The following is a 23,400-nucleotide window of genomic DNA, read 5'->3' as shown; positions in this document are numbered from 1 at the left end:
GGGTACGACCATCCTGACGTTGGGCGACGGGTAGGTCTGAGCCCATGCAGGGCGGACAGCTGGGTACTGCTGAGGGATACGACGGATGCGCCGAGCGAAGCGTGCAGGAATGAGCGGCGGGTCAGGCGTGTCATGGCTTCCTCAGAATGAGCCGGTGTTCATGTGTTTGCCGATGACGGCTGCGAGGTTTGGGTCTCCGGAAGCCTGCGCTCCGGGGTGCCCTGGTAAGACCACAGCCATTCGCGTGGTAGCGGGCCCTTGTTGCGGTCCGGCCTTTGGGATTGCTCCCAGGCATGAGCGAGGATCCCGACCGAGCGCGACAGGACGAAGAGGCCGCGCGTCAGCGGGGGCGGGAAGCCGAGTTCCCCGTAGATGACGGCCGTGGCGCCATCGATGTTGAGCGGGATCCGCTTGCACTTGCGGCGCTCGACAGCCGCCTCGACCGCCTCCGCGATATGGGCAAAGCGTCCTGACACCGTGCCCTGGCGGGCAGCCTCGCGCACCAGCGCAAGCAGCCGTGGCGCACGGGGATCAATTGGATGGAATCGGTGGCCGAGGCCCGGCACATAGCCGTTCTCGGCAAAGAAGCGGTCGACCCGGTCCGCCACGGCGCCCTTCAGGGGCCGGCCCGCATCCGTCGCGGCGGCGATGTCACCGAAGAAGCCGAGCGCCTGCTCGCCGGCTCCGCCATGCACGTCCCCGAGCACGTTGATGGCGGACGCCATGGCGCTGTTGATGCCGACGCCGCAGGTCGCGGCCATGCGGGCGATCGCGATCGAGGGTGCTTGCGGACCATGATCGACGGCCGCCCCCAAAGCCGTGCCGAGGAGCTCGGCCTGAGCCTCGGTCGGCAGTTCCCCCCGGAGCATGAGCCAGATCATGGCCGGCAAGCTGACCCGGCCGATGAGATCCTCGATCGGGTAGCCCCGCAGCCGGATCATGCCGGGCTGCATTTCGATGATCTCCGTTGACCACCATTCCTCGCCGCGCTCGCGGCCTTCCTTGCGCGTCCGCTCGGTCATGCCTGCCTCCTCGTCTCTCGCTGCCGGCGGGCGTCCGCCAGGATGTCGTCCGTGTGCTCGCCGTGCTTCGGCGGTGGTTGAAGCGGCCGGGGCGCCTCGCCGTCGACGAGGAAGCCGCCGCGGATCACCGTCAGCGGACGGTCACCAGCGACGGACTCGAAGTGCGTCGTCATGTTCCGCGACGTCACCTGTGGCTCCTGGAGAACCTGCGGGATCGTCAGCACCCGTCCGGCCGGAACACCCGCCCGATTGAGCCGATCTTCCCAGACCGCCGCGGATTTCACGGTCAAGGCCAGGGCCTCCTCGATCAGCGTTTTCAGCTCGGCGCGATGGCGCTTGCGGGTTTCGCGCTCGCTGAAGCGAGGGTCGGTCGCCAACTCCGGCCGCCCGATGAGGCCGCACAGGGTGACGAACTGCTCCTGCTTGTTTGCTGCGATGTTAAGCAGCCCCTCGACCGTCTCGAAGGCGCCCGAGGGGGCGGCCGTCATGTTCTCGTTGCCCATGGGCCAGGGCTCGACGCCGGCCGTCAGATAGTTCGACACCGGCCAGCCCAACGCGCTGAGCGTGCACTCGAGCATCGAGACATCGAGGAAGGCGCCCTCGCCGGTGCGCGAGCGGCGCAGGAGCGCGGAAACCACCGCGAAGGCGCCGAAGAGGCCGCCGAGCGTGTCGCAGACCGGATAGCCGACCCGCAGCGGCGCAGTGTCCGGCGTGCCCGTGATGCTCATCACCCCGGACAGCCCCTGGATGATCTGGTCGTAGGCGGGATTGTCCCGCATCGGCCCGGTCTGGCCAAAGCCGGAAATCGCGCAGTAGACCAAGTCCCCGCGGACGCTCCGCAGCCGCTCGTAGCCGAGCCCGAGGCGGTCCATGACGCCGGGGCGGAAGTTCTCGACGAGGGCATCGGCCGTCGCAACCAGGTCGAGGAACTGTGCCTTGCCCTCGGCGCTCTTGAGATTGACGACGATGGATCGCTTGCCGGCGTTCTGGGCCAGGAACGACGTGCCCATGGCGGCCTTGTTGAGGTCGGGCGAGGCGCCGAGCTGGCGGGCAGGATCGCCGCCGTTCGGGGCCTCGAGCTTGATCACGTCCGCTCCGAGGAGCGCCAACTGGTAGCTGCAGTATGGCCCCGCAAGGATGTTGGTGAGATCAAGGACGCGAATGCCGTGAAGGAGTGGTGTCATTCGATTATCCTCTTTCTATGCATCGCCAGGGACGTGCTCCGGGCGCGGACCACGCCAGGACCGGATGAGGTCGTAGAGCCGCGGGCCGAACAGCGCGATGACGGAGAGGATCAGAAACCCGCCGGAGAGCGGGTGGGTGAACAGGATCGTCCAGTCGCCGTTGGAGATCGTCATCGCGCGGCGGAACTCAGTCTCGGCCATCGGCCCCAGGATCATCCCGATCACGACCGGCGCGGTCGGGAAGGCGAAGCGGTGCATGAGGAAGCCGACGCCGCCGAGGACATACAGTAGGATGAGGTCGATCGGCGATTGCGAGATGCCGTAGGTGCCGACTGTGGCGAACACGAGGATCCCGGCATAAAGTTGCGGGGCGGGAATCTTCAGGATCCGGACCCACAGTCCGACGAGCGGCAGATTCAGGACGACGAGCACCACGTTGGCGACGTAAAGACTCGCGATGAGGCCCCAGACCAGCGCGGGCTGGGTGTCCAGCAGCAGCGGCCCGGGCTGGATGCCGTAGCTCTGGAAAGCCGAGAGCATGATGGCAGCCGTGGCCGAGGTCGGCAGGCCCAGCGTCAGCATCGGTACGAGGACACCTGCCGCGGAGGCATTGTTGGCGGCCTCGGGTCCGGCAACCCCCTCGATGGCGCCCGTCGTGCCGAACTCCTCGGGTTTCCTCGACAGGCGCTTCTCGAGAACGTACGAGAGGAACGTCGGGATCTCGGCGCCGCCAGCCGGCATGGCTCCGATCGGGAACCCGATGGCCGTGCCCCGCAACCAGGGCTTCCAGGAGCGCGCCCATTCCTCCCCCGCCATGTAGAGCGACCCGCGCAGGGGAATGATCTCGTCCTTGCCCACGTAGCGACGGGCGGCCACGTAGAGCGTCTCTCCGACGGCAAACAGGCCGACTGCCACCACGATGACGTTGGTGCCGTCGAGCAGTTCGGTGAGGCCGAAGGTGAACCGCGGCTGCCCAGTCTGGAGATCGATGCCGATCATCCCGAGGTAGAAGCCTAAGTAGGTCGCCAAAAGTTCTGCAACAGCTTTCTGAGCCAGAAGTGTTTGGATGCCATGCCGGCCTTGCGACATGCCTGTTGCGGCGTCAGCGTCAGCACCCAGGCTGCGGCATTGGCGGCGAGGGCATCGATTGAGGCCGCCTGCCGATTGGCTGCAATCAGCCGCTTGAGGTCGCGCCAAAGCTGATCCATCGCGCTCAGTTCGGGCGTCTGCCGGGGCAGCCACACGAAGTGGATGCGCAACCGGGTCGCCAGCGCCTGGGTCTGCGGCGCGGTGTGGGCGCTCGCCCGATCAGTCAGCAGCCAGAGCCAGCCGGCGCCGCGGTAGCAGCGCCGCAGCGCACGCAGGAACGCCTGGGCATCGGCCTGACCGGCGTGGGAGCAGATCAGCACCACCCGGCGCGCGCTTTGCAGGTCGATCGCCCCAAACAGAACCCGCTTGGCATTGCGGCCGGTGACCGGCACGACCGCCTGAGTGCCCTTGAGCGCCCAGGTCGCCCGCAGCGGCGGGAACAGCCGCAACAGCGTCCAATCGAGGCACAGCAGCCGATCGCCTCTGTGCCAGCCCGCCTTCAGACGTCGGGTGATCCCCCTCATATGAGGCCTATCGCGTCAAGGGTGGTGCGCAGCGACGGGATCGCTTGCAGACGACATCAGGATCGGCCTCGCGGTCAGCTGTGGAGCAAAAGTCCACATCACCTCATATCCGGTCGGCTCACCAGGAGCCTGCACCCATATCCCGCATGCACGGGTCAGTCTGCGAGGCCAGGAGGGATGGAACCCATCTTTTTGACGGCATCAAAGCCCTGGGGGGCATACGGTCCACATCCATCCTGCTTCGTCGCGAGCAACGCTGGTCACTACGCGTCGAACTCTGAGCTAGCCCTTGATGACCGCTCCTTCCGGCACCAGCCCTTGCGTCACATACCGCCACAGGGCGACCATCAACTTGCGGGCCAGAGCTACGATCATTGTGCGGCGGATGCGCCCCTTGCCGGCGCCGACGCGCTCCTGGAACCAGCGGGCCAGATCGCTCTCGGGTTGGTGCCGCAGCCACAGCCAGGCCAGCTCAATCGCGGTGCGGCGCGCGCGGGGGTTGCCGGATCGCTGAAGGCCTTGATCGCGGCTGACCGCGCCGCTGTTCCAGGGGCTGGAGGCCAGGCCGAGATAACCGGCGATCTCGCGCCGGTTCTGAAAGCTGCGAAAGAAGACCTCGTCGGCCAGGATGCTGGCGCTGGTCAGGCCAATGCCGCGCAGCCGGCTTAGCTGGACGGCCCCGGTGGCCGCTTTCTCAGCGGCGTGAACCTGTTCGGCCTCAACCTCTGCAATCATGCCGATCACCTGCCACAAGCGGCGGCACTCCCGCTCGATCTCGGCCGTCAGGCAGGCGGCGAGAGCCCGCCCATCAGCCGTGCGCAGCTCTGCAAGCCGCTCGCGCCAATTGCGCCGCGTGGGCGCAAAGTCGCGGATGCCCTGGGTCATCAGCAATCCCTTGATCCGGCTCGCATGCTGACCCCGCTCGTTGACAAGCCGGGCTCGCTCCCGGCTGCGCCGGCGCTCATCCTCGTGCTCCGGACTGGGAACCCGCACCACGCGGCAGACCCGCGGCTCCCCGCGGTCGAGGGCCATCAGGGTGCGCAGCAGCGCCGCAGCATCGAGCCGATCTGTTTTGGCCCGGCGTGACCGGCGGTCGACCAGGATACTGGCCGCGTCCAGCACCCGGTTGTCGAGACCGGACGCGCACAAGAGACGATGCAGCCAGAACCCGTCATAGCCTGCCTCGTAGCACGACATCACGTGCACCGGACGCGCCAGGGCGGTTTGCGCCTGATCGCGCTTGCGGGCGATCAGCGTGAGCAACTCCTGCGTGTCGCCCCCAGCCAGGCGATGCAGGCTGACCTTGTCGGCCGCTGGCGAGTGGAGCGCGACAAGCCAAGTCGCCTTGCTCAATTCCAGGGCCACAAAAAGTGTGGCAGGCTTCTCGCTGACGGGCGGCAGAGCAACGGTTGAGAGGTCCATGAGGCGTCTCCAGGGTTCGGATGTCGGACCCCGAAACCCTACCCGAGTTCCGCTGTCCGTCGCCTCATAGGATCTTTTTTCTGCGGCAGATGAGCTGCGCGCTCGACATAGACATAGCGCGGCCGCTTCCAGCGATAGCCGGCCTCGTGCAGCCGCCGCCGCAGCGTCTGGGGGCTGACGGCGAGGCCCTTCGCGGCTAGGTCGTGCGCCAGCAGCGGCACCGTCCAGCTCGTAGCCTGGTAGCCGCAGCGGCGTAAGCCTCGGGTGACGGCGAGGCCGCCCGCTGCGTGGCCGGTCGATCAGTGCAGTGGCCTCATGCTCGGCCCGGTACTGCGCCAGCCAGCGATGCACGCTGGAGCGATTGACCCGGCAGCGGCGAGCCGCCTCGGCCATGGAATGCCCCTCGGCCACCAGCAGCAGCGCCTCGAGGCGGCGATAAACACGGGCCTCACGGGCGCCAGCAAGCGCTGCGGCAAGCCGCTTGCGATCCGCCTCGTCGAGCCACGTCTCGGGAGAGTGATCATGTCGTTGCATGCTCCCCAGGAAACACCCGCAGTGCTCGCGTTGCAAGACTTATGATGACCTACTTAGGAACAGGCTGGTAAGGCCACGCACGGCGGACGAGCCGAGCACGGCCGACACGGTGACGAAGGCAAGGACCATCAGCGAGAAGTATTCGGCAGGGCCGAACAGCAGGGCGAGGCTGACAACAATCGGGGCCAGGAACGTCACGCCTATAGTGCCGACCGTGCCCGCCACGAACGAGCCGATGGCCGAAGTCGCAAGAGCCGCGCCGGCCCGGCCGGAACGGGCCATCTTGTTCCCCTCAAGCGCCGTCACGATCGTGGCACTCTCGCCGGGCGTGTTGAGCAGGATCGACGTCGTCGAACCACCGTACATTGCGCCGTAGTAGATGCCGGCGAAGAGGATGAACGCGGCCTCCGGCGGCACCTGAAAGGTGATCGGCAGGAGAAGTGCGATGGTGAGTGCCGGCCCCAGGCCCGGCAGCACGCCGATGGCTGTGCCGAGCGTGGTTCCGACAAGGCACCAGAGCAGGTTGTACGGCGTGAAGGCAACGGCGAAGCCGTGCGCGAGCTGGGAGAGCGTTCCCATGGCTCAGTCTCCGAGCAGGTTTTCGATGACGCCCGCGCCGATATTGACGCCGAGTGCCTTGGCGAAGCCGACGTAGGCGGCGAGTGCGAGAACCAGTCCGATCGCGGCGTCCCGGAGCGGCCGTCGGCTGCCGAAGCCGTAGGCGACGAGCGCGAACATGATCGTCGACACGGCCGAGAAGCCGAGAGGTCCGATCAAGGCGACATTGGCGATGAGTCCAGCGGTGACAAAGACGACCGCTTTCCAATCCACGGCCACCTCCTTCTCGTCAGGCTGCTGCCAGCCGCCACGGGCGGCCGGCGCGAGGAGAAGGACGGCGAACACGGTGAGGCCGGCGGTCATGATGTAAGGGAAGACCGTCGGCCCAACTTGGTCGTACATGGGCGAGACCGGGATTGACAGCGTCTGCCAGAGGACAAGTCCGGCGAGGAGCAGAAGCCCGAGCCCGATCAGGGCTTCTGCCGGAGCGATACGCGCGAGCGATCGGTGCCGCGGATGAAGGTCATTCATCATGGATCTCCTTGAGCATGTTGACGGCTGGGACCTGGCGACGTCACGTCGCCAGGCCGAGATCCTTCAGGATCGCCTCGATGCGGGCCGTTTCCTCCTGGAGGAATCTGGCGTAGGCGTCGCCCGTGAGCAGGATGGGTGTCCACTCCCGCTTCTTCACCTCCTCGGCCCAGCCCGGGCTGTTGGCCATCTTCTCGTTCAGGGCGACCATCGCAGCGCGCTGATCATTGTTGATGTTGGGCGGAGCGAAGACCCCACGCCAGTTGAAAAGCTCGACGTCGATCCCCTGCTCCTTAAGCGTCGGCGCGTCGATGCCGGGATGACGCTTTTCGGCCGAGATGGCGAGGAGACGCAGCTTGCCGACCTTCACCTGCTCCGAGAACTCGCCATAGCCTGAGATGCCCGCCGCGACCTGGTTGCCGAGGAGCGAGGCCACCGCCTGGCCACCACCGGCATAGGGGACGTACGAGAGCTTGGTGGGTTCGACGCCCACGGACTTTGCGATCAGTCCCAGCAGGATGTGATCGGAGCCGCCAGCCGAGCCGCCGCTGACCGGGACCTTGGCCGGATCGGCCTTGAGGGCATCAACGAAGTCCTTCGTGGTCTTGAAGGGTGAGTTCGCCGGCACCACGAGAGCGAGGAACTCGCCCGTCAGGCGAGCCACGGGCGTGGTCTGGGTCAGTTTCACAGGCGCCTTGTTGGCGATGATGGCGCCGACCATGACCATGCCGGAGACCATCAGGGCCTTCGGACGGCCCTTCCATTGATTGATGAACTGCGGCAGGCCCACGGTGCCGCCGGCACCACCGACATTGGTAATCTGGGCGCTGGTGATGAGCTTCTCCGCCCGGAGCACCTGCTCCATGGTGCGGGCAGTCTGGTCCCACCCGCCGCCAGGCGCGGTCGGCACGAACATCTGAAGCGGGACAGCGGTCTGTGCGAAGGCCTTATCCAGCGGCCAATGCGACAGTGCAATGGCTCTAGCGGCAAGCGAACCTAACAAAACGGTACGGCGATCAAACATTGGTTTCCTCCGAGGGTTGGTGCCGAACCACCGGCACCTTCCATGGACAGGACCGGGGTCGCTTTGATTGTTTTTCTTCGTAGGGCTTGTCCGAGCACGCTCTTGCCAGTTTCTCATTGTTCTGTCAGGCAGAATGATATTCTGCCTGACAGAACAAACGGGACGAAGCGGCCCCAATCCGGTATCGATCTGGGGGTGACCAGGAGGATCAAGGTGGCACCCAAGACGAGCCAGGATCGCGAGACGTCCCTGCCAGCATCGTCGGATGGCGTTGCAGCGTTGGATCGGGCCATTGCGATCCTCAACGCCTTCAAGCCGCAGGATCGCTCGCTGTCCCTGGCTGAGATCTCGGCTAGAACAGGGCTCTACAAGAGCACCATTCTGCGATTGGCGGGTTCACTGATCCGCGGCCACCTGCTTGAGCGCCTGCCCGATGGCCTTTACCGGATCGGGTCAGGGGCCTTCCGGCTCGGGGCTATTTACCAGAGATCGGTCGCCACGGCCGACATCCTCCTGCCGATTATGTACGATCTGGCCGAGGAGAGCGGAGAGAGCGTTGCGTTCTATGCTCCGGCCGGGAACCTGCGGACCTGTCTCTACCGCATCGAGTCCAAGCACCCCATTCGCTATCATGTACGTGAGGGCGACGTGCTGCCGCTGCACGTAGGCTCGGGTGGACGTGTTCTCGCGGCCTTCTCGGGCAAGGCGGGCGAGCCTTACGAGACGATCCGGCGAAATTACTACTTCGTGTCCCTCGGGGACCGCGACCCCGATACGGCCGGACTGTCCGTGCCCGTGTTCGGCCCCGGCGCTGCCCTCGTGGGAGCAATCACGCTGGCGGGACCGCGGATGCGTATCAGCGACGACTTCATTGGACAGATGAAGCGCCCACTCCTGACGGCCGCGGCTCGGGCAACACGCGCCTTCGGTGGCGATCCATTGACCTTGGAGCGCGTAGCGTATCAGAACCAAGCATAAATCGAGAAGGACTCGAACATAAACACATGTGGCAGAAGCTTCGGTCTCCGCACAGCGAGTGGATCGTTACCTCGTGCCGCCTGAATGACAGCAACGGGTCGATACCGTTGAAAAACTCCGCTGGTTGAGGCGTTGGGCTCCTCAGCTCTCTGTTTTTGGCGGCTGGAGTGGACGTGGCCGGAAGCAGGGCCGCAGACCTCAGCTTGGCGGCCCGCTCAGACGAGCGCTGCCACTGCCAGCCGCGCCCTAGGTCTCAGTTTTGGGTAATCGCAGCTAAAGCGCTTTTGGGATCAGTGTAGGGCATAGCCGGCGTGCCTGATCCAGCCTCGGGCATCCTTTGCGGTGATGGTGTCGAGGGCTGGTTTGAGTTCCGCTTCCAAAGCTTCAAGAGTGCGAGGCGCTTTCGCCTTGAGCCGCTCTTTCATCTTGGCCCAGGCGGGCTCGATCGGGTTGAACTCGGGCGAGTAGCGCGGCAAGTACAAAAGCCCGATCCCGGCCTGCGCGAGCAGGTTTCGCACTTCTGTGGCCCGATGCGGGCGCAGGTTGTCCAACACCAGAATGGCATCGGGTTTCACCAGCCGGAGTTTCGGCACCAGCACCTGCTCGAGATAAGCCAGCAGCACGGAGGTCGAGGTCGACGCCTCGATGCTCATCGTGGCCACCAGGCCCTCACAGGCGAGTGCGCCTAAGACCGTCAGCCGCTGCCATGAGCCGAGCGGGATCGACCCATAGGCGCGTTGCCCGCGTGGAGCTCTTGCCTGGGTGCGAGCCATCTTGGTCGTCACGCCGCTTTCATCCAGGAACACCAAGCGTTCTACGGGCAGCTCGCTCATCTGCTGGCGGTAAGCCTCACGCTCGGCGGCAATCTCGGGCCGCTCCTGCTCGGCCGCCCGAAGGGTCTTTTTTCGGACGCAGCTTGAGGCGCTTGAGCGCCTCGCAGATCACCGCCAGACACACCGTCACGCCCGTTCTCTCGGCCAGGCGCTCGCGATACTCGCGCAGCAGCGCATCATTGTCCTCGGACACGAGCTGACGCAGCACCTCCAGAGCTGCTGCATCCAGGCGCGAGGGCACGCCGCCGCTGTGCGGCTTGGGGCAGCGTCGGCCGTCCTCACGCTCTTGGCGGCGCCAGTTTGACACGGTAGCGGGGCAGACCTGGAAGCGGCGGGCAATCTCAACCTGAGGAAGATCGCCCCGCTCGCAGGCGACCAGAACACGCTCACGCAGATCAGGAGAATAGGGCTGGGGCATGGCTTGCCTCCCGGGCCATATCCCAGTCAACGCACAGCCCACCCGAAGGGATTCAAGTCCAGATCAAAAGCGCTTTAGGTAGAGTTCGTCCCTGGCGCCAGTCAGCCCCGCAGGCGCATGCGCTCAAAACACATGGTGGTCTTGAGATGGGCGAACATCTCGACCTTCTTCGGCTCGTTGCGCGAGCACCCGAACTGCGGCGTTCCGGCAAGCTGTCGAGTGTGATCGCGAGCCTCCTCATGGACGCTGCGGGATAACATGTTCGGGCAGCATGAAAGCATGCACTTTAATGGTTATTGATCCGGTCTTCATTGACTTGATCATGCGGCATAGCGGACGGCCTTGTGGCTGAAATAGCTTCGGACGCGGGCGGGCGTGTTCGACAGTCGGCGCATGTGGCGGACAGTTGCCCGCTTGAGCTGCTGTTTGCTGCGCGCGGGCGACTGGCGGGTGACAACCTGCTTCAGGTCGGCGTTCAGGCCCTCCACGGGGTTCAGTTCCGGACTGTAGGCGGGCAGGTAGAAAACCTCGATCTTCGCCCAATGCACCCGCAGCCGGTCCAGGATCAGGAGCCCCTTGCGCTTTGCATCGCGGATCAGGCGGTGCAGGAAGCGGATCAAGCTTGCGGCGGTCACCGCCGCGTCGACAATCATCCAGCGCAATGCGCCGCGATTGCTCACCGCCACAATCAGGCTCAGCCCGGCGCGCCGGTGGCAGACCCGGATCACCGGCGTCCGGCCCCGGGGCGCAGAGCCGAGGCCGCGCACATCGTCCGCGCGCAGACCGGTTTCGTCACCCCAGAAGATGGTGCCCCGCGCCTGCCGGGCCGCCGCGACGATGGCCGGATACTCCCGCCGCAGCCAGTGCCGCACCGCGGCCGGGTTCTGCTCGTACGCACGCCGGAGCGGCTTCTGCGCGGTGAAGTCCCAGCGCGCCAGATCCTTGCCCACGGATCGCACGGCCAGCGCAATCCCACAGCGCTGCCAGATCACCGCACGCACCGCCATTCGGCTCCACAGGGCGAACGGCAGGTCCAGTTCGTCCGGGGTGTGCCGGCAGATCAGGCGCCGAATCTCGGCCTCCTGAGCGGCATCCAGCAGGCGCTGCTCATCCGGCTTGCGCCCGCGGGGCTTGCTCACCAGCCCCGGCGCGCCCTCGGTCGCAAACCGCCGGCAAATGTCGAACACCCCGGTTGGCGACAGCCCAACCTGGGCCGCGATCGCCCGGTCAGTCAGCCCGCACTGCCGGAGCCCGATGACTTGCCGCCGGCGCTCCTCTTGAGCCGCGGCCGGCAGCTTGCGCATGTCCACGTGCTTCATGCCGATCAAGCTGGAGCCAACCAAGACCCTTTCAAGACAATGAGGCTCGGATCAATAACCAACGGTTTCAAGCGGCTGAGGGGAACGATGCACTGAGGAGGCTCGGTTTGTCTGAACAGGGTTTTCGGACGGATAAGTGGAGGCTCTGCCGTGTTAAGCTGCCACGAGTTGCGGCAGCGGGGTAAAGTAGGCCTGATCGGGTGTCTGCCGGTCAAGGCTCGAATGAGGCCTCCGGCTGTTGTAAAAAGTCAGATATCGGCCGATTGAGGCGCGGGCCTCGGATACGCTGTCGTAGGCTTTCAGATAGACCTCCTCGTATTTGATGGACCGCCAGAGCCGCTCGACAAAGACGTTGTCGCGCCAGGCGCCCTTGCCATCCATGCTGATCGCGATCTCGTTCTTGAGCAGCACGCTGGTAAAGTCGTGGCTGGTGAACTGACTTCCTTGATCCGTGTTGAAGATCCCCGGCCGGCCATAGCGGGCCAGCGCTTCCTCCAGGGCCTCAATGCAAAACGCAGCCTCCAAGGTGATCGACAGCCGCCAGGCCAGAACCCGCCGGCTGAACCAGTCGACTACCGCCGCCAGATAAACGAAGCCGCGCGCCATGGGGATGTAGGTAATATCCATGGCCCAGACCTGATTGGAGCGGGTGATCGGCAGCTTGCGCAGCAGATAGGGATAGATCTGATGCCCGGACGCTGGCTTGGAGGTGTTGGGCTTGCGGTAGATCGCCTCCATGCCCATCCGCTTCATCAGCGTGGAAACATGCAGGCGTCCGACCGTAAAGCCCTCCGCGACCAGCAGATCGCGCAGCATCCGACTGCCCGCGAACGGATAGGCAAGATGCAGTTCGTCCATGCGCCGCATGAGGGCCAGATCAGTCGCCGAGACCGGCTGCGGCTGGTAATAGAGGCTGCCCCGGCTGATCCCGAGTTCCTCGGCTTGCCGGGTCAGCGGCAGGTCATGCGAGCGATCGATCATCGCTTTGCGCTCGGCCACGTTCCGACTTTGGCGAGCGCGTGTTCTAAAAAATCATTGGCCAGGGTCAGCTCGCCGATCTTGGCATGCAGCGTCTTCACGTCCACAGGTGGCGTCGCTGCCTTCTCGGCCCCGAACACGCCGACCGCTCCGTCGAGGAGCTGCGCCTTCCACTGGGTGATCTGGTTGGGATGGACATCGAACTCTGATGTTCGTTGTCAATGATGTCGGACGTGGGTGTGCGCTCCTCTGCAACGATCAGGGCATACAAGGATGAAGCAATTGCGCAGGGCCGGAGGCAGAGCCGCAAGACGACGGTTGAGCAGACTCTGATGCGCGGGTTGGTGACCGCATTTCCGTGTGTTCGTCCGGGGCTGCCTCGATCTGTTGACGGGCGTCAATGGTGTCCCATCGGCCACACAATTCGAACGAGGGTTCCCCACCGAGGCCCTGCCTCCGGTGCTGCGCAATCACAGATGTCAGGCGAACGTGATCCAGGTCTTTGTGAGATCTTGTCTTTGTGCACCTTTAGGCGGCCAAACGGGGTTGGATCTCGCGCCCGATCGCCCACAGGAACGCCGCCATCTCCCGCGCAATCGCGGTTACTACCACGGTCTGGCGCTTGCCGGCCGCCATCAGCCGGCGATAACGCGCGCACAGCCGCACCTGCGCCTTCCAGGCAATCGCCCGCACGATCGCTGGTAAGCCCTCCTGGCGCTCCTGCAGGAAACGGCTCATCCGGGCCGGAAAGCGATAGGTCCAAGCCCCCTCGATCAGCACCCGACGGACCCTTGTGTTACCGGCCTTGGTGATGCCGCCCCGCCGCACCCGCTCACCGGTCGAGCTCTCACACGGCACCAGGCCGAGAAAGGCCATCAGCTGCCGTGGGCTCTCGAAGCGGCGCACATCACCAATCTCTGCCACAAAGGTTACTGCAGTCAGAAGCGCTACCCCGCGCAGGGCCTGATAGGCCTCGACCACCGGCGCCATCGACCAGGTCGCGACTATCTCGGCGACTTGCTGGGTCAGCCGCTCCAACCGCGCCTCGGCATCCGCAATCGCCTGCCGGTATTCGCCCAAGACCAAGTACTGAGCCGGATGCTCGAAGACGAGCTCCGCAAGCCAGCGGGCATGCGCCCGGGTCCAAGGCTTGCGGCCGGAGAAGATCCGCCCATGGCGCAGGAGGAAGGATTGCAGGTACTGGCGCTTCTCGCGCAAATCCGCCATGGCCGCTTCGCGCGCCCGCACCGCCTCATGCCCCGGATCCGGCACCCAGATGGCGGTCAGCTCGCCGGCCCGGTGCAGCCGGGCCAGGGTCAAGGCATCGCGCCGGTTGGTCTTGACCCGTTCGCCCGGGCGTTTGGGGATCAGGGACGGGGCGATGACCGCACAATCGTATCCGAACGCGCTGATCTGGCGCTGCAGGCCATAGCCGGTCGGCCCCGCCTCATAGCAGAACAACAATTCGCTGTGTCGGCTCGCCAGCTTGTGGACCAGACGCCGCACCGCCTCGGGGGTATTGTCGATCTCGCCGAGAAAGCGGACTTCGCCCTGACGGCCGTCCTCGGCCACGGCGCCCGAGATCTTCAGTTTCGAGATGGGATATTCGGCCGGCTGCGGAGCCCTCCACTGGTTGATGGGGGCAGTGCGTCAGGCCAATGATACAACGAGAGCAGTTGAGAACGACTTCGGGTCTTAGTAGAGGAAGCGCAGCATGAAGCACTACGTGGGTCTGGATGTTTCGGTCAAGGAGACATCGGTGTGCATTGTCGATGAGACAGGGAGGATCTGTCGCGAGTTGAAGGCTCCCAGCCATCCGGAGGACCTTCTTCAGGTCCTACAAGATCCTGCCTGGCGGATGGAGCGGATCGGCCTTGAGGCGGGCCCGCTCTCCCAATGGCTCTTCGATGGGCTCGCCAGGGCAGGCTTGCCCGTCGTGTGTATCGAGACCCGGCACACCAAGGCCTTCCTCAAGGCCCAGGTCAACAAGACCGACCGGAATGATGCCCGCGGCATCGCCCAGATGATGCGGGTCAACCTGTTCCGACCGGTTCACGTCAAGACGCTGGCGAGCCAGAAGCGCCGTGCGCTGCTGACCGCCCGTAAGCTCCTGCAGGAAAAGGCCATTGCCATCGAGAATGATTTACGCGGTCTGCTCCGCAACTTTGGCCTCAAGGTCGGAGTTGTCGGTGCGCTCAAGTTCGAGGAGCGTATTCACGAACTGGTGGCTGGCCTGCCGGACCTGGCCGAGATCACCAAGCCGCTTCTGGATGCTCGCCGGACCCTGCGCGAGCACTTTGCCAGCCTGCATCGCAAGCTTCTGGAGATTGTGCGTGGCGACGAGGTCTGCCGCCGGCTCATGACCGTCCCTGGAGTAGGGCCTGTGGTCGCTCTGGCCTTCGTCGCCACCATCGACATCCCAGCCCGGTTTCGGAATTCCAAAGCGGTGGGGCCGGCTCTGGGCCTCACGCCCGTGCAGCATCAGTCCGGCGAAAGCAAGCGGGTTGGCAGGATTTCGCTGTGTGGTGATGGCATGATGCGAACGCTGCTGTTTGAAGCCGCTCAGACGCTGCTCACGCGAGTGACGAGATGGTCGTGGTTGAAAGCATGGGCGATGAACGTGGCCAAGCGGCGCGGAGCGAGAAAAGCAATCATTGCGCTGGCCCGGCGCCTGGCTGTCATCCTGCATCGCGTGTGGAGCGACGGAACCGAGTTCCGGTGGGCGAAGGCGGCATCGGCCGCCTGACACACGATCACGATTCAAGAAAGTCTCGGAACTTCGCCGGCTGGCGGAGCGGTCTCCCTCGCGGGACGACGAATGAAGTGAGTTCGCTGGATACCTGGTCTCCTTCGCAAGTTGCGAGAGAACGCTTTAGAGATTGTTCCACTTCATTCTTCTGATCCCATTATGGAAGGGCTTTGATGCCGATTCCGGAAAGAAGCGAGAGCCTGCAGGGGGCCACTGCACCGAACGCCGCGATGGATTTAAAGACGCTTGACTGGAACTAGCCGAATAAAGAGATGGGATATTCGGCCGGCTGCGGAGCCCTCCACTGGTTGATGGGGGCAGTGCGTCAGGCCAATGATACAACGAGAGCAGTTGAGAACGACTTCGGGTCTTAGTAGAGGAAGCGCAGCATGAAGCACTACGTGGGTCTGGATGTTTCGGTCAAGGAGACATCGGTGTGCATTGTCGATGAGACAGGGAGGATCTGTCGCGAGTTGAAGGCTCCCAGCCATCCGGAGGACCTTCTTCAGGTCCTACAAGATCCTGCCTGGCGGATGGAGCGGATCGGCCTTGAGGCGGGCCCGCTCTCCCAATGGCTCTTCGATGGGCTCGCCAGGGCAGGCTTGCCCGTCGTGTGTATCGAGACCCGGCACACCAAGGCCTTCCTCAAGGCCCAGGTCAACAAGACCGACCGGAATGATGCCCGCGGCATCGCCCAGATGATGCGGGTCAACCTGTTCCGACCGGTTCACGTCAAGACGCTGGCGAGCCAGAAGCGCCGTGCGCTGCTGACCGCCCGTAAGCTCCTGCAGGAAAAGGCCATTGCCATCGAGAATGATTTACGCGGTCTGCTCCGCAACTTTGGCCTCAAGGTCGGAGTTGTCGGTGCGCTCAAGTTCGAGGAGCGTATTCACGAACTGGTGGCTGGCCTGCCGGACCTGGCCGAGATCACCAAGCCGCTTCTGGATGCTCGCCGGACCCTGCGCGAGCACTTTGCCAGCCTGCATCGCAAGCTTCTGGAGATTGTGCGTGGCGACGAGGTCTGCCGCCGGCTCATGACCGTCCCTGGAGTAGGGCCTGTGGTCGCTCTGGCCTTCGTCGCCACCATCGACATCCCAGCCCGGTTTCGGAATTCCAAAGCGGTGGGGCCGGCTCTGGGCCTCACGCCCGTGCAGCATCAGTCCGGCGAAAGCAAGCGGGTTGGCAGGATTTCGCTGTGTGGTGATGGCATGATGCGAACGCTGCTGTTTGAAGCCGCTCAGACGCTGCTCACGCGAGTGACGAGATGGTCGTGGTTGAAAGCATGGGCGATGAACGTGGCCAAGCGGCGCGGAGCGAGAAAAGCAATCATTGCGCTGGCCCGGCGCCTGGCTGTCATCCTGCATCGCGTGTGGAGCGACGGAACCGAGTTCCGGTGGGCGAAGGCGGCATCGGCCGCCTGACACACGATCACGATTCAAGAAAGTCTCGGAACTTCGCCGGCTGGCGGAGCGGTCTCCCTCGCGGGACGACGAATGAAGTGAGTTCGCTGGATACCTGGTCTCCTTCGCAAGTTGCGAGAGAACGCTTTAGAGATTGTTCCACTTCATTCTTCTGATCCCATTATGGAAGGGCTTTGATGCCGATTCCGGAAAGAAGCGAGAGCCTGCAGGGGGCCACTGCACCGAACGCCGCGATGGATTTAAAGACGCTTGACTGGAACTAGCCGAATAAAGAAGGTATCCAGACCGACAAACACTTTGCTCTTCTGCTGCATGGCTCGTCCCCTGTGCGGGAGGCTCGGCGCCGGCCCATCCGGCGCAACCCTCGCTCGCCGCATAGTGTGGACGAGCCACCTCCGCTGGCAACGAACATACGGTCTGTTGCGCCAACTCGGCCAGGGTCTTCTCGCCTCTCAAAGCGACCAGGGCCACTTTGGCCTTGAAAGCCGGTGAGTGATTGCGGCGGGGTCTCTTGCTCATCGTTTCTCCTGTTCGGCAGCCATTCTGGCCGCTCTCAGGCAGAAACTCCACTTGTCCCGCTGTTCAAATTTCCCGAGCCAGCTCTGGGAATGCCCGTGGCCGGGGTATCCTGGCATAATTAAGCTCGGCTGTATCGTCAGCAAAATCGAACCGGGTAGCTGGCGATTCCGGCGGCGGAAACAATCGACCTTGGGTGGATAGTGGCTCGCCGCCTGGCTGAGCCTATCCATCCCTGTCCAGCCTATGTTTGGAACTGGCCCTCAGTAGCACTATCAGGTTTCTTTCAGAGCTCGATCAAGACAGTTAATCAAGACTTGTGGATCGAAAGGTTTGCTCAGGAAACAGATAGCTCCGGTATCCAGTGTACGCGCCCGGATTGGCTCCTCGGGGAAAGCCGTTATGAAAATGATGGGCGTGCGCTGACCTTTGCCTACCAAGTGGCGTTGCAGCTCGAATCCATTCATGCTCGGCATCTGAACATCCGTGATAAGACACGACGTGTCGTTCACACGAGGCGAGCCCAGGTAATCTTCGGCGGATGAAAATGTGTATGCCGTGTATCCAATCGCCCTTAGAAGCCACGCGATCGCGGCTCGGACGGATTCATCATCGTCAATGATTGTGATAATCGGGGATTTTTGCACGCGGCTCGTCCTTCTGCGTGTCCTTCTGCGTGCGAGAAACAAGAAACTTAGGATCATAGACCTCGCCAAGATAAATACGACTCGGTCACGAAGAAGGAAATCATACGTGAGTATGGCTGTGCATTAGCTCATCATGCCTAAAATGTGACCCTAGTTTTTCGTTGGCGTGGCCCTCCGGTTCACACAGAATGAGGTCCTTCGAGAAAGGAAGCACAGGTAGGATTCCAAAGGGGGGTCCACTGTCGGATCCGGCCTTAGTTCTGACACCTATCAGGAGATGAACTTAGCATTACAGTTGCGCCCTCCGCTTGCGATGTGAGGTTTGCGCCATCGCCTGATGCGCGCGTCGCCAAGCAGACCAGGCGATTACAAAGGCAGGCTCGATCCGGCGTTGCTGGAGGCGTGTGGCCACGCGGCGGATTTCCTGGACAGACCAGCGTACCAACGCTGCAGCCTGGCTTCGTCTCGACTTTTTTGGGGTGAGGTGAAGCTGTTGGCGCGCTCGCGCACCACCGCCATCATGGCAAAGGCCAGCATCACCAGCGACACATGCCGATGCCAGCCGTGCCACGAGCGGGTTTCGTTGTGGGTCAGCCCCAACTCCGTCTTGGCGGTCTCGAACGCATCCTCGATCGCCCAGCGCCGGCCTTCCACCCGCACCAGGGTGTCGATCGGCGTGCCGGCCGGGCACCAGGTCGAGAAGAACGCCAGGGCCCCATCAGAGAGGGTGCGGCGGATCAGCAGGCCGCGCGTCCACAGGCCGGTGAGCGCCTCGTTGTATTCCGCCGCCTCAAGATCGGCCAACGCGACATAGGCCCAGTCAGACAAGCGCGCTCCCTTGGTGCCGTCGCCCGCCGACAGGCGCTGCCAGGTCTCAGGCGCCAGAGCCTTGGCGATCTGCTCGGCCGTGCCGGCGACCTCGGGCTTATCGATCCAGGAGGTGAACCGGTCCGTGGCATGCGCGCCCAGCACGTAGCCCTTGCCGGCCCGGCGCAACTGCATCTCGATGGCTCCCACACCATAGATCGTGTCGGCAGCGACCCAGTCGAACGGCACGCCCGCTGCAAGAGCCCGTGCGATCATCTGTGCGGCGATCTCGGGTTTGGTAACGAAGTGAAGGCTGTCGGGCACATGAGCGGCGGTCCGACGCTCCGGCTTGTTCGTCCAGTCCTTCGGCAGATACAGCTGGCGGTCGATGAAGGCGCAGCCCTTGTCCGACACATAGGCCGCAAACACACCAATCTGGCAGCTGGTGATCTTGCCCGCTGATCCGGTGTACTGCCGACCGACGCCACACGAGTGCGTACCCTGCTTGAGAAAGCCGGTCTCGTCGAGGACGAGCACCGCACCGGGCGAGGCGAGCGTCTCGAGCGCATAGTCGCGCACCAGGTCCCGCAGGGCATCCGCGTCCCAGTGGCTGCGGCCGAGCACCGCCTGCTGGCGCCACGGCCCCGAGTCGCCAGCGGCCTCGGCCCGCATCCAGCCGGACTTGCGCCGCTCGGGCCCGAGCACCCCATCGAGGAAAGCCGCCGCCGAGGCGCCGACACTGGGATGAGCAAACAGGGATTGAAGATCGGCTTTGACCTGACGCAACTCCACACGCATTTCCTGCCGCATCTCAACCGCGATGCCGTCTACCGCATCCTCAAGGCCGAGGGGCTCGGCCGCCTGCCCCCGGCGCAGCAGCGCCAGCGCAAGAGCGGCACGTTCAAGGACTATGATCTCGGCTTCATCCACATCGACATCAAGCACCTGCCCAAGCTGCAGACTGCCGATGGCGAGCGCCGCAAGCGCTTCCTGTATGTGGCCATCGACCGCTGCTCGCGCTGGGTGCACCTGGCCGTCAAGGACGACGAGCTGGCCACCAGCGCGGTCGCCTTCCTCAAAGAGGCGGTGCGCGCCTTCCCCTTTAAGATCACGCACGTTCTGACGGAGAGAGGATCCTGCTTCACCGCCGATGGCTTTGAAGACGCCTGCCGCCAGCTGAAGCTGGAGCATCGAAAAACCAAGCCCTACACGCCACAGACGAATGGTCTCGTGGAGCGCTTCAACGGGCGGGTGCAACGCGAGGTGCTGGGCATCACGATCTACAGCCATCACGACCTCGAGACGCTGCTCAAGGGCTTCAATCAGGCTTACAACAGGAGGCGCCAGCGCGTGCTCAAGGGGCGATCCCCCGAGCAGGTCGTGCACAGCCGCCTGGCGGCCGAGCCCAAGCTCGCCAACCGCCGCTTCAAGCCGCCCGATGCAGACGCGTTGCCGCCAGCCCTCCAGGTCGTCGCTCGAGCCAAGGAGGTCTCGCATCCAGACACTTACCAACTGGCCCCAAGGGGGAGCGCGAGCCGTTTTGTCGGTTGCGTATGGACTCAACACGCTGTTCCAGTTGCCGAAGAGTGCCGGCAGATCTCGCCAGGGCGACCCAATTCGAGCCAGCCAGAGCACCGCTTCCACGAACAGCCTGCTATCGATCGCGGTGTTCAGGCCGCCTTGGCAGCCCCGGCTCAAAGATTTTCGACTGTGTAGATCTCGAAGGGAATGACACGTTGCACGATACTGCCGCCTTGGGTGCTGATCGTTGATTGCGCCATCGCCTCGACCAGCGTGGCGGCCAACAAACGCCTCGGATGCGACAGGACAACATTGATCACACCATCGACGAGGCCGGCAATGGTCTCAGTTATCAGTTCCCGTCCGATAACCACGAGGTTTCGGGATAAGGCGCTCGGGTCCTCACGCAAGGCTCGGATGACGCCGGTGATGCCGCCACCGGCGACGTAAATGCCAACCAGATCCGGTGCCCGCCGCAACAAATCCAGGGTGATTTCATAGGCATAGCGCGAGTCCTCGAGGGTTGCCACGGAATCGAGCAACTGAAACTCCGGCGCATGTTCGCGGAAGTACGAACGGAAGCGCATTTCGCTGACATCTTGGCTCAGGAAGCGATGGCTCCCCACATAGACGCCGATCTTTCCCGGCGTCCTGCACATGTTGGAGATGAACCAAGCCGCGGTGCCGCCGACCTTCCAGTTGTCCAGCCCTACATAGCCGGCACGGTTCGCGGCCGGGAGGTCGGAGATGAGCGCGAACACAGGCACGCCCTCCCCGTGCAGAGTGTCGATCGCCTGCGTCACCTTGGGGTGATCTGCGGCGACGACCGCCACGGCATCGCATTCCCGCCCAAGCTGGAGGAGGCGTTCCGCGGCGACCTCTGGCGTCAGGTCGTCCCGGAACCTCACCACCGCCCGGCCCCTGATGGTCGTCGAGGCATCCGTCGCCTCCTTCAGGTCCTGCCCGAGCATTTTGTAAAACGAGCGTTGCGGCTGCTGGAGGAGGAAGCCCAGGGAGCGGGCAGGCCGATCCTGTCCGAGGCGGTGACGGATCATCCCGGTACCATAAAAGCCAATGGCCTCCGCAGCACGTAGCACCTGTTGAGAGGTTGCCTCCCGCACGCGATGGCGGCCGCTCAGGACACGATCGACCGTTGACACGCTGACATTGGCGGCCTTGGCCACATCGGCGATGGTAGAGCGGCTCACCTGACCCTCCTTGACAGATTCTTTCATTCTTTCCCAGTGGAGTCATGAAAGTTCTTGAAAGAAAACTGTCAACTTTCGTTGCAAGATTTCTTTCATATTGGTAGCGATTTCAAACCTCGTCAATGAGGGTGCTCAAGAGCGCCCACGAAACAGAAGGAAGACCATGCGGCGGGATCGGGTCGATGACGTCGGACCTCGGAACACCCGGCCCGAACCACCCACCAAAACCATGCGCAAGGCGGAAATTTTGCTCAGCATTATTTACGAGATATCTGAGGTCCTGGCCACGCCTGCCCAGCTGGAGGCCACGCTTGCCAATGTCGTGAACATCCTCTCCCCGTTTCTGCAAGGAGGTCATGGAGCAATCGTCGTCCTGGACGCTGAAGGAGAGCCGCAGATTACCGCAAATGGCGGCAACACCCACCCACCTCAATCAGGCTTTCGCCGCGTCATCCCGCAAGCCGTGATCGACCAAATCGTCGCTGAAGGGACGCTCGTCATACCGGATATCAGCAAGTCCGAACTGTTTCAGGTTGACCTTCACACATCTTCGAGTAGCGGCACCATCCCAATTACCTTTGTTGGTGTCGCGGTCAAGGCTGAGCATCAAATCGTTGGAACATTGTCGATCGACCGCGTCGGGGACGATGCCGCCAGCTTCTGCTGCGACGAGGACGTACGCTTCCTGACCATGGTCGCCAACCTTGTCGGCCAGACCATCCGCCTCCATCGCATCCTGAGCATGGATGGTCAGTGGCCTATCGAGGAGCAACGGAGGCCGGAGAAAGTGCTCGACGAGGAGAGGACCGGCCCCGCCCGGCATCTGCATGCCAAAATCGATGGGATTGTCGGGGAAAGTCCCGCAGTCAAGCAGGTGCTCGAGACCATCGAGATCGTGGCACGGACGAATACCACCGTGCTTCTGCGGGGTGAAAGCGGCACCGGCAAGGAAGTCTTTGCACAGGCCATCCATAAGCTTTCACCCCGGAGCAAGAAGCCGTTCGTCAAATTGAACTGCGCCGCACTGCCTGAAAGCGTTCTCGAGTCAGAGCTGTTTGGGCATGAAAAGGGCGCCTTCACCGGGGCAATCGCGCAGCGCGCTGGCAGATTCGAATTGGCGAATGGCGGAACCCTGCTCCTTGATGAAATCGGCGAGATTTCGCCAAGCTTTCAAGCCAAGCTGTTGCGCGTCTTGCAGGAAGGCGAACTGGAGCGCGTCGGCGGCACCAGGACGCTAAAAGTCGACGTCCGGCTCGTATGCGCCACCAACAAGGACCTCGAGACGGCTGTCCTGAACGGGGAGTTCAGGGCCGACCTCTATTATCGCATCAGTGTGGTGCCAATTATCCTGCCCCCGCTCAGAGAACGACCTGGCGATATTCCACGCCTTGCGAAAGCCTTCCTCGACCGGTTCAACAGGGAGAACGAGCGCCAGTTCACCTTTGCGCCGTCGGCGCTTGATGTGCTCTCGCAATGCGACTTCCCTGGTAACGTCCGTGAGCTGGAAAACTGCGTGCGAAGGACGGCTACACTTGCGCGTTCAAGAATGATCGCTCCGTCGGATTTCGCCTGCAAGAACAGCCAGTGCCTTTCTTCTCTCCTCTGGAAAGGCGCCAACCGTTCGCATGGCGGCAATGCCACCGGCGAGCTCGCCCGGGGCAACATGATGCCGGTTGGATCGCCGCCGCCGGCCAGGCGCATCGGCGCCTCGGAAGGCACGGCATCGCCCGCCAAGGTCGGCGATCCGAACGAACCCGCTTGGCGCGCAATGGGCCCGCGTCTGACGGAACGCCACCGGCTGATCGACGCGATGGAGACAGCCGGCTGGGTTCAGGCCAAGGCGGCTCGTATCCTGGGCCTCACGCCGCGGCAGGTCGGCTATGCTCTGCGCCGCCATGGTATCAAGCTGAGAAAATTCTAAACGTCCTGAGGACATCAAACGTCAGGCTGGAGCTGCCCCTCGTCGCGCTCTGTGTGCCTGAGACGCGTCGCCTCTCGCGACGCAGTTCGTTTGACCATTGTCGGAAGCCTGACAAAATTGTGTCGGAGCAACCCGACAGAATCGGACACGAAAAGCCAACACATTGAATTGAACCGTTTTTTAGGGGTGGCATCGC

19 protein-coding genes and 6 pseudogenes are annotated in these 23,400 nt (G+C 63.5%); 5 read left to right on the top strand and 20 right to left on the bottom strand.

Features of this window, described 5'->3' with window-relative positions:
• Positions 1-158 precede the first annotated feature (158 nt).
• From ACD578_RS30385 to ACD578_RS30340, 10 genes and pseudogenes are all read right to left on the bottom strand, one after another.
• Positions 159-1,022 carry a citryl-CoA lyase gene (locus ACD578_RS30385; RefSeq protein ID WP_404294681.1) on the bottom strand — a complete coding sequence of 288 codons (864 nt, stop codon included), beginning with the start codon at positions 1,020-1,022 and terminating at the stop codon, positions 159-161.
• On the bottom strand, positions 1,019-2,206 hold the full coding sequence (locus ACD578_RS30380) for a CaiB/BaiF CoA transferase family protein (RefSeq protein WP_404294679.1): 1,188 nt from the start codon (positions 2,204-2,206) through the stop codon (positions 1,019-1,021). Before ACD578_RS30380 ends, ACD578_RS30385 begins: the two co-directional genes overlap by 4 nt.
• Before the next feature lie 15 nt (positions 2,207-2,221).
• A pseudogene (locus ACD578_RS30375) lies at positions 2,222-3,220 on the bottom strand (tripartite tricarboxylate transporter permease); the annotation flags it as partial.
• A complete protein-coding gene (locus ACD578_RS30370) occupies positions 3,220-3,819 on the bottom strand; it encodes a transposase (RefSeq protein ID WP_404294678.1) in 600 nt (199 codons plus the stop codon). The gene ACD578_RS30370 and the pseudogene ACD578_RS30375, both read right to left, overlap by 1 nt.
• 282 nt (positions 3,820-4,101) lie before the next feature.
• Positions 4,102-5,241: an IS110 family transposase gene (locus ACD578_RS30365; RefSeq protein WP_404294966.1), complete on the bottom strand. Its 1,140-nt coding sequence runs from the start codon at positions 5,239-5,241 to the stop codon at positions 4,102-4,104.
• Positions 5,242-5,279: 38 nt separating this feature from the next.
• Entirely contained in the window at positions 5,280-5,462 is a 183-nt protein-coding gene (locus ACD578_RS30360; RefSeq protein WP_404294822.1) for a winged helix-turn-helix domain-containing protein, read from the bottom strand.
• Between the two features lie 106 nt (positions 5,463-5,568).
• Positions 5,569-5,634 (bottom strand): annotated as a pseudogene (locus ACD578_RS30355) (transposase); the annotation flags it as partial.
• Positions 5,635-5,832: 198 nt separating this feature from the next.
• Positions 5,833-6,354 (bottom strand): annotated as a pseudogene (locus tag ACD578_RS30350) (tripartite tricarboxylate transporter permease); the annotation flags it as partial.
• Between the two features lie 3 nt (positions 6,355-6,357).
• Positions 6,358-6,867: a tripartite tricarboxylate transporter TctB family protein gene (locus ACD578_RS30345; protein ID WP_404294676.1), complete on the bottom strand. Its 510-nt coding sequence runs from the start codon at positions 6,865-6,867 to the stop codon at positions 6,358-6,360.
• Positions 6,868-6,907: 40 nt separating this feature from the next.
• Entirely contained in the window at positions 6,908-7,888 is a 981-nt protein-coding gene (locus ACD578_RS30340; protein WP_404294674.1) for a Bug family tripartite tricarboxylate transporter substrate binding protein, read from the bottom strand.
• A 213-nt stretch (positions 7,889-8,101) separates the two neighbouring features.
• Here ACD578_RS30340 and ACD578_RS30335 point away from each other — a divergent pair, with 213 nt between their 5' ends.
• On the top strand, positions 8,102-8,866 hold the full coding sequence (locus ACD578_RS30335; RefSeq protein ID WP_404294673.1) for an IclR family transcriptional regulator: 765 nt from the start codon (positions 8,102-8,104) through the stop codon (positions 8,864-8,866).
• Between the two features lie 290 nt (positions 8,867-9,156).
• On the opposite strand, the gene ACD578_RS30330 is transcribed toward ACD578_RS30335, so the two are convergent.
• The 6 genes and pseudogenes from ACD578_RS30330 to ACD578_RS30305 all read right to left on the bottom strand — a co-directional run bounded on the left by ACD578_RS30330 (position 9,157) and on the right by ACD578_RS30305 (position 14,013).
• Positions 9,157-9,732: an IS630 family transposase gene (locus ACD578_RS30330; RefSeq protein ID WP_404293928.1), complete on the bottom strand. Its 576-nt coding sequence runs from the start codon at positions 9,730-9,732 to the stop codon at positions 9,157-9,159.
• The gene (locus ACD578_RS30325; RefSeq protein WP_404287080.1) at positions 9,716-10,117 is read right to left on the bottom strand and encodes a helix-turn-helix domain-containing protein; all 402 of its coding nucleotides are present in this window, start codon (positions 10,115-10,117) and stop codon (positions 9,716-9,718) included. Before ACD578_RS30325 ends, ACD578_RS30330 begins: the two co-directional genes overlap by 17 nt.
• A gap of 101 nt (positions 10,118-10,218) precedes the next feature.
• Positions 10,219-10,377: a hypothetical protein gene (locus ACD578_RS30320; RefSeq protein WP_404294671.1), complete on the bottom strand. Its 159-nt coding sequence runs from the start codon at positions 10,375-10,377 to the stop codon at positions 10,219-10,221.
• 60 nt (positions 10,378-10,437) lie between these two features.
• Entirely contained in the window at positions 10,438-11,436 is a 999-nt protein-coding gene (locus ACD578_RS30315; RefSeq protein ID WP_404295583.1) for an IS630 family transposase, read from the bottom strand.
• 153 nt (positions 11,437-11,589) lie between these two features.
• Positions 11,590-12,620: pseudogene (locus tag ACD578_RS30310) on the bottom strand (IS3 family transposase); the annotation flags it as partial.
• 322 nt (positions 12,621-12,942) lie between these two features.
• Entirely contained in the window at positions 12,943-14,013 is a 1,071-nt protein-coding gene (locus ACD578_RS30305) for an IS110 family transposase (RefSeq protein ID WP_404295580.1), read from the bottom strand.
• 115 nt (positions 14,014-14,128) lie between these two features.
• Here ACD578_RS30305 and ACD578_RS30300 point away from each other — a divergent pair, with 115 nt between their 5' ends.
• Together ACD578_RS30300 and ACD578_RS30295 are read left to right on the top strand one after the other, a co-directional pair.
• Positions 14,129-15,160 (top strand): IS110 family transposase, encoded by a 1,032-nt coding sequence (locus tag ACD578_RS30300; protein WP_404294519.1) that lies wholly within the window; start codon positions 14,129-14,131, stop codon positions 15,158-15,160.
• A gap of 392 nt (positions 15,161-15,552) precedes the next feature.
• Positions 15,553-16,584, top strand: coding sequence for an IS110 family transposase (locus tag ACD578_RS30295; protein ID WP_404294519.1), 1,032 nt, complete (start codon positions 15,553-15,555; stop codon positions 16,582-16,584).
• A 791-nt stretch (positions 16,585-17,375) separates the two neighbouring features.
• On the opposite strand, the gene ACD578_RS30290 is transcribed toward ACD578_RS30295, so the two are convergent.
• On the bottom strand, positions 17,376-17,747 hold the full coding sequence (locus tag ACD578_RS30290) for a response regulator transcription factor (protein WP_404294670.1): 372 nt from the start codon (positions 17,745-17,747) through the stop codon (positions 17,376-17,378).
• A gap of 366 nt (positions 17,748-18,113) precedes the next feature.
• A complete protein-coding gene (locus ACD578_RS30285; RefSeq protein ID WP_404295577.1) occupies positions 18,114-19,364 on the bottom strand; it encodes an IS701 family transposase in 1,251 nt (416 codons plus the stop codon).
• Here ACD578_RS30285 and ACD578_RS30280 point away from each other — a divergent pair.
• Positions 19,329-20,057 (top strand): annotated as a pseudogene (locus tag ACD578_RS30280) (DDE-type integrase/transposase/recombinase); the annotation flags it as partial. The gene ACD578_RS30285 and the pseudogene ACD578_RS30280 sit on opposite strands and share 36 nt — an antisense overlap.
• 48 nt (positions 20,058-20,105) lie before the next feature.
• Here the strand turns inward: ACD578_RS30280 and ACD578_RS30275 are convergent.
• Positions 20,106-20,213: pseudogene (locus ACD578_RS30275) on the bottom strand (transposase); the annotation flags it as partial.
• 35 nt (positions 20,214-20,248) lie between these two features.
• Positions 20,249-21,283, bottom strand: a complete 1,035-nt coding sequence (locus tag ACD578_RS30270) for a LacI family DNA-binding transcriptional regulator (RefSeq protein ID WP_404294668.1) — start codon at positions 21,281-21,283, stop codon at positions 20,249-20,251.
• A 229-nt stretch (positions 21,284-21,512) separates the two neighbouring features.
• Between ACD578_RS30270 and nifA the strand changes: the two genes are divergently transcribed.
• Positions 21,513-23,204 (top strand): nif-specific transcriptional activator NifA, encoded by a 1,692-nt coding sequence (gene nifA, locus ACD578_RS30265; RefSeq protein ID WP_404295574.1) that lies wholly within the window; start codon positions 21,513-21,515, stop codon positions 23,202-23,204.
• The last annotated feature ends 196 nt before the right edge of the window (positions 23,205-23,400 follow it).

It is taken from the genome of Microvirga sp. RSM25 (genome assembly GCF_044784385.1).
Classification (GTDB): Bacteria; Pseudomonadota; Alphaproteobacteria; order Rhizobiales; family Beijerinckiaceae; genus Microvirga; species Microvirga tunisiensis.
This window is presented reverse-complemented; position numbering and strand designations above follow the sequence as displayed.

Coding starts and splice junctions, on each gene's coding strand:
- ACD578_RS30385 (WP_404294681.1), bottom strand. CDS start 1,022: ATGACCGAGCGGACGCGCAAGGAAGGCCGCGAGCGCGGCGAGGAATGG.
- ACD578_RS30380 (WP_404294679.1), bottom strand. CDS start 2,206: ATGACACCACTCCTTCACGGCATTCGCGTCCTTGATCTCACCAACATC.
- ACD578_RS30370 (WP_404294678.1), bottom strand. CDS start 3,819: ATGAGGGGGATCACCCGACGTCTGAAGGCGGGCTGGCACAGAGGCGAT.
- ACD578_RS30365 (WP_404294966.1), bottom strand. CDS start 5,241: ATGGACCTCTCAACCGTTGCTCTGCCGCCCGTCAGCGAGAAGCCTGCC.
- ACD578_RS30345 (WP_404294676.1), bottom strand. CDS start 6,867: ATGATGAATGACCTTCATCCGCGGCACCGATCGCTCGCGCGTATCGCT.
- ACD578_RS30340 (WP_404294674.1), bottom strand. CDS start 7,888: ATGTTTGATCGCCGTACCGTTTTGTTAGGTTCGCTTGCCGCTAGAGCC.
- ACD578_RS30325 (WP_404287080.1), bottom strand. CDS start 10,117: ATGCCCCAGCCCTATTCTCCTGATCTGCGTGAGCGTGTTCTGGTCGCC.
- ACD578_RS30320 (WP_404294671.1), bottom strand. CDS start 10,377: ATGTTATCCCGCAGCGTCCATGAGGAGGCTCGCGATCACACTCGACAG.
- ACD578_RS30315 (WP_404295583.1), bottom strand. CDS start 11,436: ATGAAGCACGTGGACATGCGCAAGCTGCCGGCCGCGGCTCAAGAGGAG.
- ACD578_RS30300 (WP_404294519.1), top strand. CDS start 14,129: ATGAAGCACTACGTGGGTCTGGATGTTTCGGTCAAGGAGACATCGGTG.
- ACD578_RS30295 (WP_404294519.1), top strand. CDS start 15,553: ATGAAGCACTACGTGGGTCTGGATGTTTCGGTCAAGGAGACATCGGTG.
- ACD578_RS30285 (WP_404295577.1), bottom strand. CDS start 19,364: ATGCGGCAGGAAATGCGTGTGGAGTTGCGTCAGGTCAAAGCCGATCTT.
- nifA (WP_404295574.1), top strand. CDS start 21,513: ATGCGCAAGGCGGAAATTTTGCTCAGCATTATTTACGAGATATCTGAG.